Origin of the sequence: Aeromonas lacus, from assembly GCF_000764665.1 — a bacterium.
Classification (GTDB): Bacteria; Pseudomonadota; Gammaproteobacteria; order Enterobacterales; family Aeromonadaceae; genus Aeromonas; species Aeromonas lacus.
The window spans coordinates 1-17428 of sequence record NZ_JRGM01000017.1; the positions used below are offsets into that span (position 1 = coordinate 1).

A 17428-nucleotide genomic window follows, 5' to 3' on the forward strand; every position below is an offset into this window, starting at 1 on the left:
GCATATGGTACAACTGTTGGATATGGCAGTAGTGGTAGCACCAGCTATATTGCTGCACTGGCTGGCTATATGAAAAATAAGGATATAAACTCAGGTTCGCCCGGAGTTCAGACTGTTACAACATTTACAGTTGGATTTGGTGATGATGCTGTTACTGGTGCAGGTAACCTGTTAGCTGAAACAGCTCGTCGTGGTGGCGGACTATATTATCCTGCGACCAGTGCCGAAGCACTCAGTCAGGCACTGAAGTCATCTTTGCTTGCCATATTGCGCATCAATACCTCTCTAGTCTCTCCCGCTATTGCAACAAATAACTTTGACCGGACTAGAAGTCTTAATAATATCTACTATGCCATGTTTGAACCTGATACTGGTCCGCGATGGAAAGGTAATCTGAAAAAGCTGGTCTTGTCTGATAAGGGATATGTAGTTGATACCACTACATTACCGGCGATCAAGAGTGATGGCACAATTCTGGAGGGTGCCAGAACTTTTTGGTCATCAGAGGATGACGGTAATCTGGTTGCAAAAGGTGGTGTGCAGGAGATGCTTGCCGATAAAATCAACCGCAATATTTATCTCATCAATGACAAGGCATCGCCCAAACGCCTTGATAGTTTTACTCGCAGCAATGCCCAGACAATGGCTGGCAGTGCTGAGGCGCTACGTTCACTGATGCAGTTATCTGACGTCTCTGAACTGGATAATATGTTCAGCTGGATCACTGGTAGTGATGTCGACAATGAAGATAACGACAGCAGTACCACAATCAGGAAATATATATTGGGTGATCCCCTGCACTCCAGACCTTTGGTCATCAACTATGGCTGTACGGTTGCACAAGGACAGACTAGTTGTACCCCGGACTTGCGTATTATCATGGGAACCAATGCCGGTTTTCTGCATATGTTCAAGGATCTTGGTTCATCTGTTGACGAAACTTGGGCCATGATGCCTTATCCGCTGTTAGCCACTCAAAAAGCATTACGGCAAAATAGTGAGTCATCTGCTCACGTATTTGGTGTCGACTCATCTCCCGTAGCACTCATCAAAGATGCTAACCAGAATGGTGTGATAAAAGCATCTGAGGGCGATTATGTCTGGATGTTTGTCGGGTTGCGTAGTGGCGGTAAAAACTATTATGCCTTTGATGTCACGAATCCTGATGCACCAACACTGAAGTGGTCCATTACACCAGACTCGAATGGTTTTTCGCAGTTGGGGCAGACTTGGTCTGTCCCTGAAGTTGCATTTGTTCCCGGTGTTACCGACCCGGTAGTGATTTTTGCCGGTGGTTATGACCTGAATAAAAGTACTCTCGGACTGGGCAGCTCTGATAGCAGCGGTGCTGGTATTTACATAGTGAATGCCAATTCAGGTACGCTGATATACAGTGCAACGCCTGCTGCCAATAGTACGACAAACCTGCAAGTCAGCACCATGCTGGACAGTATGCCTGGTAGTGTGGCGACACTTGATAGTGATGGCGATGGTAAAGTCGACCGTATTTATGCCAGCGATACTGGCGGAAATATATGGCGAATGGATTTGCCAGGAACCAATAAAACAGATTGGAGTGTATTCAAATTTGCCAGTCTGGGGTCCGACACACAGCAAAGTGAAGATCGGCGTTTCTTCACTCAACCCGTGTTGGTAAGAACAATCAACAAGGGGTGGGAAGTAAAAAATAGCCAGTATGTTTATAGCGAACGCCCCTTCGATGCGGTCTTGATTGGTTCTGGAGACCGCAACCGCCCATCATCAGAGTCGACCGTCAATAATGCCTATTTCATGCTGCGGGACTATCAGGTTGTACCAAAATCCTATCGTACAGTCACTCCGCCATCGGCGATCACTATTGATCAACTCTCCGATGTAACAACAGACCCCTTCCTCGGTAAAACGGATACGCAGATATTGGCGATCAAGAAAACATTGACCAGCAAGATGGGGTGGAAATATAGGCTGGATGAAACGGGAGAGAAGTCGATGGGGGCTGGGGTTGTCCTTCAGGGCAAACTTTACTTCACCTCCTTCCTGCCGCAGGTTCAGTCTTTCGAGGAGTGTACCATCCAGTCGATAGGTGCCATGCGTCAATACATGGTGGATATGCACTATGGCACATCATTCCGCTATACGGTCGAGCAGGCTGGTAATCAGTCTCCGGAACGTTATGTCGAGGTCAATAATAAAGTGGCTGATGACCTCGTAGTTCATGCTGGTGATGATGCCAAGATCCGTATTATCGGTGGTGCTCCGGGTGAGGAGGTTATTCTGAAAGATGACGGGAATAATCAACCTACCCGCTGTACCGGGGCCGGGCAATGTTCAGAGGGGGCCGATGAGGCCGAAATGGATATGACTCCCAAGAAGATATACCTCTACGAGGATGAACCCCAATGAGAGCGAATATGCTGTTGTTGACTCTGCTGGGCGTTAGCTGCGCTCATGCAGCGGTAGATCGTAAGTGCTATGTCGAACTGGAAAATGGGGCGAATGTTGTATTGCAGGGCGCTATTGCGGATAACCAAAAGCCTGAAGTTGCCTTTCAGGAGAAGGGGTTTGAGATGAACGGGCAGCTGCTCATGGTGAGGAAAGTGCTGGAATGTCAGCCTGTTGATCGGCCTTTCACTCTTGAGTCCGCACGAAAACAAGAGAAAGAGCAGCCAAGATAGCAGTAGTGCAAGATGATTGGCTCAAGGACAGATTGTGGCAGTGTCTGTCCTGCTACTGCGGCCAGAAACGGCAATAACCAGGTCAATCTCCGGCTCTTGGCTCACACAGACTTTAATGGTCATATTGGTTCCCAGGCTGGTACCGTCTGGAGCAAACAGAACCCGGGTTCTGGTCGAGGTGATAGCTGCGCTGGATGAAAAGGCTGGGGTACGTGCCAACTCTGTTTCACCATTATCAAGTTGGGAGTTGTTATTGGTATCGGCAAATACCAGGAACTGTGTTGAATTGCTGGAAACACACTGGCTTGCGTTGTTGATGAGGCAGGCGCTTACGGTTTGCTGCTCGCTGATCGCTTCGTTACGCGCGAAGCGCAGGTGTTTCATCAACCGTTCACTTTCATAGTTGGCGGTGTTCTCTTTGAGCAGGTCACTTAGGGCAGGAATACCAATGGCAAGTAGTATGACCCCCAATGCAATGGCGATCATCAGCTCCAGCAAGGTAAATCCGCGTTGTTTCATGGTGGCCTGAGGTGTGTCGTTCCGTGACTATCTACAGCTTATCCTTACTGCCGATGGCTGTCACATGGTTACACCAGTCTTGAACTAGCAGATCTCCCCCCTTTTCTTTATCATTCCCCATCATTTTCGAATTCAAGATGCATCGCCATGGCAAAAGCCCTCTCTCTGATGCTTGCCCAGTTGAATCTGACGGTAGGCGCCATCGAAGATAACACTGACAAAGTGCTCGCTGCGGCCACTCAAGCCGAGCAGCAAGGTGCCGATCTGCTGGTTTGTTCCGAGCTGGCTCTGACTGGCTATCCACCGGAAGATCTGCTGCTGCGCGCCGATCTGATGATCAGGGTCGATGCCGCGCTGACTCGCATTGCTGAATGGCAGGGTAACTGCGCCATTTTGGTCGGGCATCCCTGGCGTGAAGGGGAGGTGCTCTATAACGCGGCCTCCCTCTATGAGCACGGCAAGCTGATTGCCCGTTACTTCAAGCAGGACTTGCCCAACTACGGGGTATTCGACGAGAAGCGCTACTTCACCGCCGCGACCGAGACTTGCGTGGTACCCTTCCGTGGCCACAATCTGGGGCTGCTCATCTGCGAAGATCTTTGGCAGCCGGGCCCGGCGCTGGCCGCCAAGGCGGCAGGGGCCGAACTGCTGCTCACCATCAATGCGTCGCCCTACGATCAGGAGAAACCCTGGATCCGCCGCGAACTGATGACGGAGCGCTGCGATCAAACCGGTTTGCCGCTGGTCTACCTCAATCAGGTATGTGGTCAGGATGAGCTGATTTTCGACGGCTGCTCCAAGGTGTTCAGCAGCCAGGGCGAGCTGACCCACAAGTTGGCCCCGTTTGCCGAAGAGCTGGCGCTGGTACGCTTTGCCGATGGCCAGCCGGTGAAAGAGCGGGAGCCCGCAGCACCGCTGGAACCGTTGGCCGAGACCTATCAGGCGCTGGTGCTGGCGGTGCGCGACTATGTCACCAAGAACGGTTTCCACGGCGCTGTGCTGGGCCTCTCCGGCGGTATCGACTCGGCGCTGACGCTGGCCATTGCAGCCGATGCCATCGGTGCCGACAAGGTGCAGGCGGTGATGATGCCGTTCCGCTACACCGCCCAGATGAGCGTGGAGGATGCCAAGGAGCAGGCCGAGCGGATGGGGGTGGAGTTCAACATCATCTCCATCGAGCCCATGTTCGAAGGGTTTATGACCCAGCTGGCGCCGCTGTTTGAAGGTACCGCTCGCGATACTACCGAAGAGAATCTGCAGGCACGCTGCCGTGGTGTGCTGCTGATGGCGCTCTCCAACAAGCGTCGCCGCATCGTGCTGACTACTGGCAACAAGAGCGAAATGGCGGTGGGTTATGCCACGTTGTACGGTGACATGGCGGGCGGTTTTGACGTGTTGAAAGATGTGCCCAAGACGCTGGTCTTCAAGCTGTGCGAATATCGCAACTCGGTCGACTACGTGATCCCGCAGCGGGTTATCGACCGTCCGCCTTCGGCAGAATTGGCGCCGGATCAGGTGGATCAGGACAGCCTGCCGCCCTACGACATCCTCGATGCCATCCTCAAGCGCTACGTGGAAGAAGATGCCTCCGTGGCCGATATGGTGGCGGAGGGCTTCGAAGAGGCGGTGGTACGCAAGGTGATCAGGCTGGTGGATCTCAACGAATACAAGCGTCGTCAGGCGGCGGTTGGGCCCCGCATCACGGCCCGCAACTTTGGTAAGGATCGCCGTTACCCCATTACTTCCGGGTTTGGCAAACAGAACTGGTAAGGAGTCACCATGAAGAAGATTGAAGCCATCATCAAACCGTTCAAGCTGGACGATGTGCGCGAGGCCCTGGCCGAGATCGGCATCAACGGCATGACCGTCTCCGAAGTCAAAGGCTTCGGTCGCCAGAAGGGTCACACCGAGCTCTATCGCGGTGCCGAATATATGGTCGACTTCCTGCCGAAAGTGAAGGTGGAGCTGGTAGTGCAGGACGAGGATCTCGATGCCTGTCTGGAAGCAATCCAGAACACCGCCCGCACTGGCAAGATTGGTGACGGCAAGATCTTCGTCTGCGAGGTGGAACGCGTCATTCGTATCCGTACCGGCGAAGAGAACGAAGACGCTATCTGATGTCGTTTTTGCCTCGTTATGTTCAGGAGAGCAAAACAAATTCTGCTCTGATGTCCCGAAAACGCATCGTGGCGGTGGCAGGCCTGTTGCTAGTACTCACAGCGTGCAGTGCCCGCCCGCCGGCCCAGCCGGAAAACCTGTGCCAGATTTTTCGCGAGAAGCCGGAGTGGCACAAGGCCGCGCTCAAGATGAACGAGAAGTGGGGGACGCCGATCCATGTGGTGATGGCCATGATGTATCAGGAGTCCTCCTTCGTACACGATGCCCAACCGCCGATGGAGTATTTCCTCTTTATTCCAACCGGGCGGGCCAGTTCGGCTTATGGTTACGCTCAGGTGAAAGACGAGACCTGGGCGGATTACCAGCGAGAGACCGGCAATAGCTGGAGCGATCGCGATGACTTTGCCGACGCCATCGATTTTATGGGCTGGTACACTAACAAGGCCCAGCGGCTCAATGGCACCTCCAAGTGGGATGCCTATGGCCAGTATCTCAATTATCACGAAGGGTGGGGTGGCTATCGGCGTGGCAGCTATCGCAGCAAGGGGTGGTTGATGAATACCTCGCGCAAGGTAGAAGCTCGCGCCCAGCGCTACGGCGCCCAGTATCGACAATGCAAGGATCAGCTCTCCCGCGGGGGCTGGTTCTGGTAACCCAATCAGGAGTCAGAAATGCCGTTATTGGACAGTTTTACCGTTGACCACACCCGTATGGAAGCGCCAGCGGTGCGTGTGGCCAAAACCATGCAGACCCCGAACAAAGACACCATTACCGTGTTCGACCTGCGTTTCTGCGTACCGAACAAGGAGATCCTCTCCGAGCGCGGTATCCATACCCTTGAGCACCTGTTCGCCGGTTTCATGCGTGATCATCTGAACGGCAATGGCGTGGAGATCATCGACATCTCCCCCATGGGTTGCCGTACCGGCTTCTACATGAGCCTGATCGGTGCTCCGGACGAGGCCCGTGTCGGTGCTGCCTGGCAAGCAGCCATGAGTGATGTGCTGACTGTGCAGGAGCAGGGCAAGATCCCTGAGCTGAACGAGTATCAGTGCGGTACCTACAGCATGCATTCGCTGGAAGAGGCCCATGCCATCGCTCGCCATGTGCTGGAGCGCGGCATCGGCGTTAACCACAACGACGAGCTGGCCCTGCCGGAAGAGAAGCTCAAAAGCCTCTAAGGCTATCGAGTCAAGATGAGAAAAACCGGTCAGCAATGCTGGCCGGTTTTTTTATCGCTGTTTGCGTCGCATCGCGATGACTTGTTCACTTTCTCCGCTCTGCTAGGATGTTCTCCTGCTTGTGTTTCAACTGCGGGAGGGAGTGCCGATGAAAGGGGTGTTGCTACGCTGGTTGGCCCGTTACGACGAGTGGTGTGAAGAGTGGGGACTTACTCAGGAGAACCGGCGCTGTTGTACGCCGGTTCGTTATGATGAGGAGCCATCGAAAGAATGCAATCCCGGCAGTGATGATTCACTTACTGAAAATTGCGGGTCACGGCACCGGTAACGCTGTTGTATTCAAAGCCCAGGCCATTCGGGTAATCCGCGAAGCGACCGACAGAATCGCGCAGAATATAGCGGCAGTTATAGTGCACCTCGTTGCCTTCATCTTCATCCGGATGACCCGGGCCAATCATGGTGGAAAGGTAGTCTGCCCGCTTCTGTACTGCGTCAGGCTGATCCGTTGACGCAACGCTTTGACTGCCATCCAGCAGGTCGGTAAAAAGCAGTCGGCAGTCTGACTGGTTGCTGACCGAGATATGGTTGCCAGATCCCGGTTGATAGGGGGTGTCTACCGGCTTGTTGTAATCTTCTTCGGAGCCCACCGGCCAGCCATAGCGGTTGATATCTATCGTGCTGTTGCCAAAACTGCTTAGGTTGTAGAGCGCGACGGATTGCCCCTTCACTACTACCGCCCAGCCGGCATTGGCCAGACGTGCCGCACTGGCAAAATTGCCCGCAGTCGCCGATACCATGCTTTTGAGCGCATCATCCTTGATATTGATAAAACGGGGCAGGGCCACCACTGCCAGGATCCCCAGTACGATGATGACCAGCACCAGCTCAATCAGGGTAAAACCACGGTGTTTGTTGTTCATCATTTCCAATGACCCATTAAATCCCACAAACAGGTGTGAGTGATATGCAGCTGACAGATACCCATTGCCACCTCGATTTTTCTGACTTTGACGAGGACAGAGAGGCGTTGCTGGCTCGTTGCCAGGGATCCGGGGTGACGGAGTATATCATTCCTGCCATTGCCGAGACCAACTGGCACCGTGTGATGGCGCTCGCCAACCAACACGCAGGACTGTGTTATGGCTTGGGTGTTCATCCCTGGTATGCCGGTGAACAAGATGAGGGCGTAATAGGTCGGCTGCGGGAGCTGGTATCGAGCCGCCCCGAGGGGCTGGTCGCCATCGGTGAGTGCGGGCTGGATCTGCGCTCCCATGTACCTCAGGCGGGGCAGCTCGAGTTGTTCGAGGCGCAGATCAAGCTGGCAGTCGATGTGGAGCTGCCATTGGTCATCCATTCGGTGCGAGCCAATGACACTGTGGCCAAGTTGCTGCGTCGCTTCAAACCGGTTCGAGGTGGCGTGATCCACGCCTTCAGCGGTTCGTTACAACAAGCAGAGGCATTCTGGCAGTTGGGCTTTTATCTTGGTGTCGGCGGGGTCATCAGCTATGAGCGGGCGAACAAAACCCGTGAGGTATTTCGGGCCATGCCGCTTGAATCGCTGGTGCTGGAAACCGATGCGCCGGATATGCCGCTACAGGGGTGGCAAGGAGAGCGAAATACACCGGAAGCGCTGCCGGAAATTGCGGCGATATTGATGGGAATACGAGAAGAGCCTGCAGAGTATGTTTCAACTATGTTGCATGATAATACCAAGCGACTTTTCCGGCATCGCCAAAGGCAATGAAACATTGGTGTAACAAGTGATTGAGCTATCAGGGAAAAAAATAAGCGTAAAAATCGTTTGCTGTCTAATTTTGTGACACTTGAATAATTTGATACCGATAAAATGTGACCAGCATTCTATTTTATCGGACTTTAATTAGTATAATGCGCACCCCTTGATTAGTTGGGTTTGGTTACAACTCGCTAACAAGCCAGGTGCTACTAGAGGAAGATAATAATGAATTTGTTCATGGGTCTGGTAGGGATGGCGACGCTCGTCCTTATCGCGGTGCTGTTCTCCAGCAACCGCAAGGCAATCAACGTCCGTACCGTAGCCGGTGCGTTTGCAATTCAAGCCGGTCTGGGTGCGTTTGTACTTTATGTACCGGTAGGGCGCGATATTCTGGTCGGTGTATCCGATGCAGTCTCCAGCGTCATCAGCTACGGCCAGAATGGTATCGAATTCCTGTTCGGTGGTCTGGTCAGCAACAAGATGTTTGAAGTGTTCGGTGGTGGCGGCTTTATCTTTGCCTTCCGTGTTCTGCCGGTCATCATCTTCTTCTCTTCCCTGATCGCGGTGCTCTACTACCTGGGCATCATGCAGATGGTCATCAAGTTGCTGGGCGGTGGTCTGCAGAAAGTGCTGGGCACTTCCCGTACCGAATCCCTCTCCGCGACTGCCAACATCTTCGTAGGTCAGACTGAAGCGCCGCTGGTGGTTCGTCCCTACATCTCCAAGATGACTGACTCCGAGCTGTTCGCGGTCATGTGTGGTGGTCTGGCATCTGTTGCCGGTTCTGTTCTGGCTGGCTACGCCTCCATGGGCGTCAAGATGGAGTACCTGATCGCTGCCTCCTTCATGGCTGCACCGGGTGGTCTGCTGTTCGCCAAGCTGCTGGTACCGGAAACCGAGACCCCGAACTATGACGAAAGCTCCGCAGATGCCGAGTTGGACGACAAGCCGGCCAACGTCATTGACGCCGCTGCTGCTGGTGCTTCTGCCGGTATGCAACTGGCTCTGAACGTCGGCGCCATGCTGCTGGCCTTCATCGGCCTGATCGCCATGATCAACGGTATCTTCTCCGGTGTGGGTGGCTGGTTCGGTTATCCGCAGCTCTCTCTGGAACTGCTGCTGGGCTGGATCTTCTCCCCGCTGGCTTTCCTGATCGGTGTGCCCTGGAGTGAAGCGATTGTTGCCGGTTCCTTCATCGGTCAGAAACTGGTAGTGAACGAGTTCGTGGCTTATCTGAACTTCGCTCCGTACCTGAAAAACGAGGTGCTGATCAACGGTGTGGCCATGTCCGATCACACCAAGGCGATCATCTCCTTTGCCCTGTGTGGTTTTGCCAACCTCTCCTCTGTTGCCATTCTGCTCGGTGGTCTGGGGTCGATGGCACCGAACCGCCGCGGCACCATTGCGAAATTTGGTCTGAAAGCCGTACTGGCTGGCTCTCTGTCCAACCTGATGTCTGCGACCATCGCAGGCTTCTTCCTGGCACTGTCCGGCATGTAATATCAGCCTGACTGACAGGGTATAAACACGAACGCCACGGCATCTGCCGTGGCGTTCGCGTATGGAGCGGTGACAACCGTTTTCCTATCTAAACTAATAATAAAATGAGTCAAATCGGAGGTTATATGAATGAAGTGCTACTGGCGATGGTGGCCGGCTTTATAGTCGGTTTGTTGTTTTCTTTCCTCAAATTGCCGATCCCGGCTCCTCCCGTTTTGTCCGGGGTGATGGGGATTGTCGGGGTCTATCTGGGGGGGCTGGCCTACTCCTGGATCCTGACGCGCTTCTTTTCGTAAGGCATTTTTGAATGCGGATTTGCCAGATGTGAGGTACCTCTGAAATTGGCAAATCCGGCTTGCAAACAGGGGGTATCTCGGCTGAAATAGGCGTTGCCAGCAGGGTGCTGGCAATGACTAATGCTCGATGAAATCGGGTGTTGGCGGTCAAATGGAATTGATTGGGAAGTCGGGTCGGAGTTGCTCTGCCTTTCTCAAGTCTTCATGGAACCAAGTCCGCACTTTTGTAAGAAAGTGACAGGGCTCTTGCCTTATTTACAGTCGTTGTGCCTCAGCCTTCGCACTGTAATTCCATTCCCGTATAGCTGGGAATTGCTACTGCTATCTCCTTTTCGGAGCTTGTGGTGGTGCCCGGTTATCTGGATCAAATCGAGACTTTGGAGAACAGAATGAGTGATCTGAAACTGGCCGCCCAGCGCGCCCTGAACCTGATGGACCTGACCACCCTGAACGACGACGATACCGATCAGAAGGTGATCGACCTGTGCCACAAGGCCAAGTCACCGGCCGGTCTGACCGCCGCTGTCTGCATCTACCCCCGTTTCATTCCCATCGCTCGCAAGACCCTGCGTGAGATCGGCGCTGCCGACGTGCGCATTGCGACTGTGACCAACTTCCCGCACGGCAACGACGACATCGAGATCGCCGTGGCCGAGACCCGTGCCGCTGTCGCCTACGGTGCTGACGAAGTGGACGTGGTCTTCCCGTACCGCGCTTTCATGGCTGGCAACGAACAGATCGGTTTTGATCTGGTCAAAGCCTGTAAAGAGGCCTGTGGTGCCAATGTTCTGCTGAAAGTGATCATCGAAACCGGCGAACTGAAAGAAGAGGCGCTGATCCGTCGCGCTTCCGAAATCTGTATCGATGCCGGTGCCGACTTCATCAAGACCTCCACCGGCAAGGTGCCGGTCAATGCGACCCCGGAAGCGGCGCGCATCATGATGGAAGTGATCAAGGCCAAGAATCCGAAAGTCGGCTTCAAGCCGGCCGGTGGCGTGAAAGACGCCGCCGTGGCGGGTCAGTACCTGGCCATGGCCGAAGAGATCCTCGGCAAGGACTGGGTATCCGCCCGCACCTTCCGCTTTGGTGCATCCAGCCTGCTGGCCAGCCTGCTGGCCACTCTGGGGCATGGCGACAAGCCGGCCAACACCAGCGGTTACTAATAGGTTGATGAGAGGGCGGATCTGGTCCGCCCTGTTAAGCCCCCACCTGTGGTGCGCGGGCAAGGATTCAGGCTTGTGTAACGCCAGCAATGGCGGAGGGAATGAAAGATGTTTTTGCCTCAAGAAATTATTCGCAAGAAGCGCAACGGTGAAGCGCTCAGTACCCAAGAGATTCAATTCTTCGTTCAGGGCATTACCAACAACACCATCGGCGAGGGCCAGATTGCGGCGCTGGCGATGGCGGTCTACTTCAAAGACATGACCATGGATGAGCGGGTTGCCCTGACCTGCGCCATGCGCGACTCCGGCATGGTATTGACCTGGGATCACCTTAATCTGGGTGGCCCGATTGTCGACAAACACTCCACCGGCGGCGTCGGTGATGTGGTTTCCCTGATGCTTGGCCCGATGGTCGCTGCCTGCGGCGGTTTCGTGCCGATGATCTCCGGCCGTGGCCTGGGCCACACCGGTGGTACCCTAGACAAGCTGGATGCCATTCCCGGCTACCAGACCTCGGTCGACAACGATCGTTTCCTGAAAGTGGTGAAAGAGGCGGGTGTCGCCATCATCGGCCAGACCGGCGATCTCGCCCCGGCCGACAAGCGTATCTATGCAGTACGTGACATCACTGCCACCGTCGAATCTGTTGCCATGATCACCGGCTCCATCCTCTCCAAGAAGCTCGCCTCCGGGCTCGAAGCGCTGGTGATGGATGTGAAAGTGGGCTCCGGTGCCTTTATGCCGACCTTTGAAGCCTCTGAAGAGCTGGCCAAGAGCATCGTTGCCGTAGCCAATGGTGCCGGCTGCCGCACTTCAGCGCTCTTGACCGACATGAACCAGGTGCTGGCCTCCAGCGCCGGTAACGCGGTGGAAGTGCGCGAAGCGGTGCGCTACCTGACCGGTGAATATCGCAACCCGCGCATCCACGAAGTGACCATGGCGCTGTGTGCCGAGATGCTGATCTCCGCAGGTCTGGCCAGCGACGAGCGCGATGCCCGCGCCAAGCTGCAGGCGGTACTGGATAACGGCAAGGCTGCCGAGATCTTCGGTCGCATGGTGACTGGCCTGGGTGGCCCTGCCGATTTCATGGAGCGTTACGACGCTTACCTGCCCAAAGCCGCCATCGTGCGCCCGGTCTTCGCGGCCAACAGCGGCTTCGTGACCGCCATGGATACCCGCGAGCTGGGTCTGGCTGTGGTCGCCATGGGCGGCGGTCGCCGCGCTGCCGGTGACAAACTTGATTATGCGGTTGGTCTGACCGACTTTATCCGCCTGGGTCAGAGCGTCGATGCTGACAAGCCGATCGCGATGATCCACGCTCAGACTGAAGAGCAATATGCTCAGGTTGCCAGCATGGTGCAGGCGGCTGTCCGGATTGGTGGCGAGCGGCCTGAGGCACTGCCTGAAGTGTACCGCCGTATCACCCTGGCTGATTTGTAACAAGGGGAAGTCCCATGAAACGTACCTTTATCCTGATGATGGACTCTTTCGGTATCGGCGCTGCCGCCGACGCTGACAAGTTCGGAGACACGGGCGCCAATACCCTTGGCCATATCGCCAAGGCGTGTGCGGCTGGTGAAGCGCAGGGCCGCGGAGCCCTCAATCTGCCAAACCTGAGCAAGTTGGGCCTCGGCCACGCTTGCGAGCAGGCTTCCGGCACCTTCCCGGCAGGTCTTAAGAAAGATATCGAGGTGGTCGGTGCCTACGGCTACGCTCAGGAGCTCTCCTCCGGCAAGGACACTCCGTCCGGTCACTGGGAGATCGCCGGTGTGCCCGTGCTGTTTGAGTGGGGCTATTTCAAGGATCACACCAACAGTTTCCCGCAGGAGCTGCTGGACGCCATTGTCGAGAAGGCGGGTCTGTCCGGTTATCTCGGCAACTGCCACGCTTCCGGTACCCAGGTGCTGGACGATCTGGGCGAAGAGCATATGCGGACCGGCAAGCCGATCCTCTACACCTCTGCCGACTCGGTGTTCCAGATTGCCTGCCACGAAGAGACCTACGGCCTCGAGAAGCTCTACGAGCTGTGCCACATCGTGCGCGAGCTGCTGGAGCCCTACAACATCGGTCGTGTTATCGCGCGTCCGTTTGTGGGCAGTGGTAAGGGCAACTTCAAGCGTACCGGCAACCGTCACGACTACTCTGTGCTGCCGCCGGCACCGACCGTGCTGGACTACATGAAGGACGCGGGCGGTCAGGTGGTTTCCATCGGCAAGATCGCCGACATCTATGCCAATCAGGGTATTACCAAGCAGGTGAAGGGTACCGGCCTGACCGAGCTGTGGGATCGTACTCTGGAAGAGGTGAAAGCGGCGGGTGACAACACCATCGTCTTCACCAACTTCGTCGACTTCGACTCCTCCTACGGTCACCGTCGCGACGTGAAGGGTTATGCCGATGCGCTGGAGTATTTCGACTCCCGCCTGCCGGAGCTGTTCGACCTGCTGCAGGATGGCGACGTGGTGGTGCTGACCGCAGACCACGGTTGTGACCCGACCTGGAGCGGCACTGACCATACTCGCGAATACATCCCGGTACTGTTCTACGGCAAGCCGGTCAAGGCTGGTTCCGTCGGCCGTCGCGAGACCTTTGCCGACATCGGCCAGAGCATTGCGGCGTACCACGGTCTGCCCAAACTGGCGTACGGTACCAGCTTCCTGTAATTTACCCGCCCGCCACTCCGGTGGCGGGCAATTTTAATAAAGACAATAAAACTCAACCTAAGTGTGAAGGAATCAAGAGAATGGCAACTCCTCATATCAATGCGAAAGATGGCGCCTTTGCTGATACCGTGCTGATGCCGGGCGACCCCCTGCGCGCCAAGTACATCGCCGAGACTTTCCTGGAGAACGTCGAGCAGATCTGCGACGTGCGCAACATGTTCGGTTTCACCGGTACCTATAAGGGCCGTCGTATCTCCGTAATGGGCCACGGCATGGGTATCCCCTCCTGCTCCATCTACGCCAAAGAGCTGATCACCGATTACGGTGTGAAGACCCTGATCCGCGTCGGCTCCTGCGGTGCCGTGCGTGAAGACGTGAAACTGCGTGACGTGGTGATCGGTATGGGTGCCTGCACCGATTCCAAAGTAAACCGTCTGCGCTTCAAGGATCACGACTTCGCTGCCATCGCCGACTTCGACCTGGTTGCCAATGCCGTACAGGCCGCCAAGAACAAGGGCGTTGCCGTGCGCGTCGGTAACATCTTCTCCGCCGACCTGTTCTACACCCCGGATCCCTCCATGTTCGACGTCATGGAAAAATACGGCATCCTGGGTGTCGAGATGGAAGCCGCCGGTATCTACGGCGTGGCCGCAGAGTACGGCGCCAAGGCACTGACCATCTGCACCGTCTCCGACCATATCCGTACCGGTGAGCAGACTACCTCTGAAGAGCGTCAGCTGACCTTCAACGACATGATCGAAATCGCACTGGATTCCGTCCTGCTGGGCGACAAGTAATTCCCTTGCGAATAAAGAACGGCGGCCTTCTGGCCGCCGTTTTTTTATCTGCTCTCTATCCGAACCATCAGTTTTCCGGTGGCGGGGAGGGGGGCGTACTCTTTTTCTTGTGCTTGCGCACCCGCATGTAGTTGCGGCGAATGCCGTAGGAGATGAGTACCCCGGCCAGCAGGGCGACCAGCAGCATCAGCCGCTGTTTCTCCTGTGTCACTTTCAGCCGGGTATCCTTGTCCGCCAGCATCTGCTGCTCTTCCAGAGTGATGCGCAGATAGCCGAGGGTCTGGGCTCCGTCCTGGATCTCCTGCACGAACTGGATGCGCCCCTTGCCCTGCTCTGGCATCGACTTGTTGTCGTTGCCGATGGGGAGCAGGCTCTCCAGCGGAACGGCCTGCTCCGACTGGGCGAGCGGGATGCCGCGTCCATCATAGAGGGTGACATCGAGGATCTCCGGCTCGGTCGCCAGATCCCGTGCCAGTCGCTCCAGCTCGCTGCTGTTGTCCTCCTTGATCCAGCGCTTCATGTCGCGGGCGGCATAGGCGACCAGCGCCTGGGCGCGGTTGCGAGCTTCGCTGTGCAGGGCGGCCTGACTCTCTCCCTGCATATGGAGGAGCACAACCAGTACCCAGCAGCCGAGCAGCAGGCCGGCTACCAGACTGAGCACACGTTTGATGGGAAGATGACGCTGCAAGCGCGAGACCTCATGCTGACCGGAAGTTGCGGGATCTTGGCGCTTGCCTGCGCAAAAAGCAATACGCTACTCTGGGCCACTATTGTTAACCCCTTGATCACCATGGAAGGCGTATCGCTTATGTTGTTGTCCCGGCTCCGCACCTCCTTATCCGAATGGCCCGCCCACCTGTCAACTTCCCCCTGGTGGCAGCTGACCGCGGATGCCCTGCAACCGACCGACACTCCACTTGCGGCTGGCTGGCTGGTGCTGTTTGGCAAGGCGCTGGGGCCGGCCTCTCTGGGAGCGCTGGCGCCCCTGTTGGCTGAGCACGGGGTGACGGCGACCCTCTATCCGGCGACCGAAGTAGCGGGTTGCCCGTTGCTGCTGCTCGGTACCGACCGCTTCTCTCCCGAGCTGGTGGCCGTGCTCAAGGAGAGGGAGTGGGAGATCGATCTCTGCCATCTGCCCGCTCTGCCTACTCTGAGCGAGCCGGGACTGCTGGTGATGGATATGGACTCCACTGCGATCCGCATCGAGTGCATCGACGAGATAGCGCGGCTGGCGGGGGTGGGCGATCAGGTTGCGGCGGTGACCGCGGCCGCCATGCAGGGCAAGCTGGAGTTTGCCGACAGTCTGCGCAATCGGGTGGCGCTGCTTGAGGGGGCGCCCGTCGCCATCCTCGACGAGGTAGCGGCGTGGATGCCCTGGATGCCGGGCTTGCAGCTGATGGTCGATACCCTCAAACAGGCGGGCTGGCGTGTGGCCATCGCTTCCGGCGGTTTTACCCGCTTTGCCGGCCAGTTGCAGCGGGAGCTGGGGCTAGACGCCATCTTCGCCAACGAGCTGGCGGTGGAAGGGGGCCAGCTGACCGGCAAGGTGAGCGGGCGCATCGTCGATGCCAGCGTCAAGGCCGAGGTGTTGCAGCAGCTGGCGGCCGAGTATGCCATTGCGCCCGCCCAGACCGTGGCCATCGGCGATGGCGCCAACGATCTCAAAATGATGGCGGTGGCGGGTCTTGGCATCGCCATCCATGCCAAGCCGCTGGTGCGGGCTCAAGCGGCTGCGACCCTCAACCATCATGATCTGGAGGGGGTGCTCTGCCTGCTCTCGGCACGCGCTTGTAGTGAAAGGCGCTGGGATCGCCCCTGATATTGTTTCATGGAGGAAACCAATCGAAATGGAATTGTTGCAGCAATCACTCTTTGTCCCCTGTGGCGAGCATCAACTGCACGTCCGCCATATCAAGCCGGGGGCGGCCGTTCATGGTGAGCCCATCCTGATGGTGCACGGCGCCATCGAGAACGGTCGCATCTTCTACACCGAATCGGGCAAGGGGCTGGCCTGCTTTCTGGCTCGCCACGGCTTTCAGGTCTATGTCGCCGATTTGCGCGGGCGCGGGCTCAGTATTCCCGCCATCGCCGAGCAGGCGGAGCACGGTCAGCATGAACTCATCACCGAGGATCTGCCCGCTCTGCACAACTGGATTGCCGCGCGCCACCATGGCTTCAAGGTGCACTGGGTGGCTCACTCCTGGGGCGGCGTCATCATGGCCTCTACGCTGGTGCGCTTTCCCGAACTGGCGGCGCAGGTGGCCAGCTTGCTCTTCTTCGGCACCAAGCGCGGAGTCTCAGTGCAAAATCCCGAGCGCTGGTTGAAGGTGGATCTGATCTGGAACCGGCTGGCCCCCTGGCTGGCTCGTCGCCGTGGTTTTCTGGCCGCTAGGGATCTCAAGATTGGTGCCGATGATGAGCCGCTGCGCTACCTGCAGGAGACCATCCCCTGGGTCAAGTGCGGCCCCTGGCAGGATCCTCACGACGGTTTTGCCTATGATGAGGCGGCTGCCCGGGTCAACTGGCCGCCGCTCTGGATGATCTCGGCCAAGGCGGACAAGGTGCTGGGCCACCCCACCGACGTGCGCCGTTTCAGCGACGAGATGGGCTCAAAGACCCGCCATACCCGGCTTGGTCGGGACAACGGCAACCGGCTCGATTACGACCATATCAATATGCTGACCGCCCCGCAGGCGCAGGAGGATCACTTCCCCCGGATCCTCGACTGGCTGCTGGATCCGCAGGCCGCGTGATAAAGAAACAGGGCGCATGATGCGCCCT

The 17428-nt window shown here is 56.6% G+C and carries 18 protein-coding genes; 15 read left to right on the forward strand and 3 right to left on the reverse strand.

Annotation, left to right across the window (positions count from 1 at the left end; all coding sequences use genetic code 11):
• Positions 1-2403 (forward strand): pilus assembly protein (locus tag LG31_RS0102525; RefSeq protein ID WP_033112941.1); only part of this gene is annotated, 2403 nt, incomplete at its 5' end.
• An 8-nt stretch (positions 2404-2411) separates the two neighbouring features.
• Complete coding sequence (tapY2, locus tag LG31_RS0102530; RefSeq protein WP_274518907.1) at positions 2412-2675, forward strand: type IVa secretion system protein TapY2; 264 nt, start codon at positions 2412-2414, stop codon at positions 2673-2675.
• A 21-nt stretch (positions 2676-2696) separates the two neighbouring features.
• Here tapY2 and LG31_RS0102535 read toward each other — a convergent pair whose 3' ends face one another.
• Positions 2697-3194, reverse strand: a complete 498-nt coding sequence (locus LG31_RS0102535; RefSeq protein ID WP_033112943.1) for a GspH/FimT family pseudopilin — start codon at positions 3192-3194, stop codon at positions 2697-2699.
• Positions 3195-3341: 147 nt separating this feature from the next.
• On the opposite strand from LG31_RS0102535, the gene LG31_RS0102540 reads away from it, so the two are divergent.
• The 4 genes from LG31_RS0102540 to luxS are packed head-to-tail and all read left to right on the forward strand — an operon-like array spanning position 3342 to position 6493.
• Positions 3342-4964: an NAD+ synthase gene (locus tag LG31_RS0102540; protein ID WP_033112944.1), complete on the forward strand. Its 1623-nt coding sequence runs from the start codon at positions 3342-3344 to the stop codon at positions 4962-4964.
• A 9-nt stretch (positions 4965-4973) separates the two neighbouring features.
• Complete coding sequence (gene glnB, locus LG31_RS0102545; protein ID WP_005308848.1) at positions 4974-5312, forward strand: nitrogen regulatory protein P-II; 339 nt, start codon at positions 4974-4976, stop codon at positions 5310-5312.
• 50 nt (positions 5313-5362) lie between these two features.
• Positions 5363-5965, forward strand: a complete 603-nt coding sequence (locus tag LG31_RS0102550) for a transglycosylase SLT domain-containing protein (protein ID WP_033112945.1) — start codon at positions 5363-5365, stop codon at positions 5963-5965.
• A gap of 18 nt (positions 5966-5983) precedes the next feature.
• Positions 5984-6493: an S-ribosylhomocysteine lyase gene (gene luxS, locus LG31_RS0102555; RefSeq protein WP_033112946.1), complete on the forward strand. Its 510-nt coding sequence runs from the start codon at positions 5984-5986 to the stop codon at positions 6491-6493.
• A gap of 296 nt (positions 6494-6789) precedes the next feature.
• Here luxS and LG31_RS0102560 read toward each other — a convergent pair whose 3' ends face one another.
• Complete coding sequence (locus LG31_RS0102560) at positions 6790-7416, reverse strand: type II secretion system protein (protein ID WP_033112947.1); 627 nt, start codon at positions 7414-7416, stop codon at positions 6790-6792.
• Positions 7417-7457: 41 nt separating this feature from the next.
• On the opposite strand from LG31_RS0102560, the gene LG31_RS0102565 reads away from it, so the two are divergent.
• From LG31_RS0102565 to deoD, 7 genes are all read left to right on the forward strand, one after another.
• Positions 7458-8237, forward strand: coding sequence for a TatD family hydrolase (locus tag LG31_RS0102565; RefSeq protein WP_033112948.1), 780 nt, complete (start codon positions 7458-7460; stop codon positions 8235-8237).
• A gap of 216 nt (positions 8238-8453) precedes the next feature.
• Entirely contained in the window at positions 8454-9728 is a 1275-nt protein-coding gene (locus LG31_RS0102570; RefSeq protein ID WP_033112949.1) for a NupC/NupG family nucleoside CNT transporter, read from the forward strand.
• A 125-nt stretch (positions 9729-9853) separates the two neighbouring features.
• Positions 9854-10024: a XapX domain-containing protein gene (locus tag LG31_RS0102575; RefSeq protein ID WP_005340467.1), complete on the forward strand. Its 171-nt coding sequence runs from the start codon at positions 9854-9856 to the stop codon at positions 10022-10024.
• A gap of 389 nt (positions 10025-10413) precedes the next feature.
• On the forward strand, positions 10414-11187 hold the full coding sequence (gene deoC / locus LG31_RS0102580; protein ID WP_033112950.1) for a deoxyribose-phosphate aldolase: 774 nt from the start codon (positions 10414-10416) through the stop codon (positions 11185-11187).
• A 108-nt stretch (positions 11188-11295) separates the two neighbouring features.
• Positions 11296-12627 carry a thymidine phosphorylase gene (gene deoA, locus LG31_RS0102585; protein WP_033112951.1) on the forward strand — a complete coding sequence of 444 codons (1332 nt, stop codon included), beginning with the start codon at positions 11296-11298 and terminating at the stop codon, positions 12625-12627.
• A gap of 14 nt (positions 12628-12641) precedes the next feature.
• Positions 12642-13850 (forward strand): phosphopentomutase, encoded by a 1209-nt coding sequence (locus LG31_RS0102590; protein WP_033112952.1) that lies wholly within the window; start codon positions 12642-12644, stop codon positions 13848-13850.
• 80 nt (positions 13851-13930) lie between these two features.
• Entirely contained in the window at positions 13931-14647 is a 717-nt protein-coding gene (gene deoD / locus LG31_RS0102595) for a purine-nucleoside phosphorylase (RefSeq protein ID WP_005340471.1), read from the forward strand.
• A gap of 67 nt (positions 14648-14714) precedes the next feature.
• Here the strand turns inward: deoD and LG31_RS0102600 are convergent, their stop codons facing one another.
• On the reverse strand, positions 14715-15335 hold the full coding sequence (locus LG31_RS0102600; protein WP_033112953.1) for an AhpA/YtjB family protein: 621 nt from the start codon (positions 15333-15335) through the stop codon (positions 14715-14717).
• 120 nt (positions 15336-15455) lie between these two features.
• Between LG31_RS0102600 and serB the strand changes: the two genes are divergently transcribed.
• Together serB and LG31_RS0102610 are read left to right on the forward strand one after the other, a co-directional pair.
• The gene (serB, locus tag LG31_RS0102605) at positions 15456-16466 is read left to right on the forward strand and encodes a phosphoserine phosphatase SerB (RefSeq protein ID WP_033112954.1); all 1011 of its coding nucleotides are present in this window, start codon (positions 15456-15458) and stop codon (positions 16464-16466) included.
• A gap of 28 nt (positions 16467-16494) precedes the next feature.
• A complete protein-coding gene (locus LG31_RS0102610; protein WP_033112955.1) occupies positions 16495-17400 on the forward strand; it encodes an alpha/beta fold hydrolase in 906 nt (301 codons plus the stop codon).
• Positions 17401-17428 lie beyond the last annotated feature (28 nt).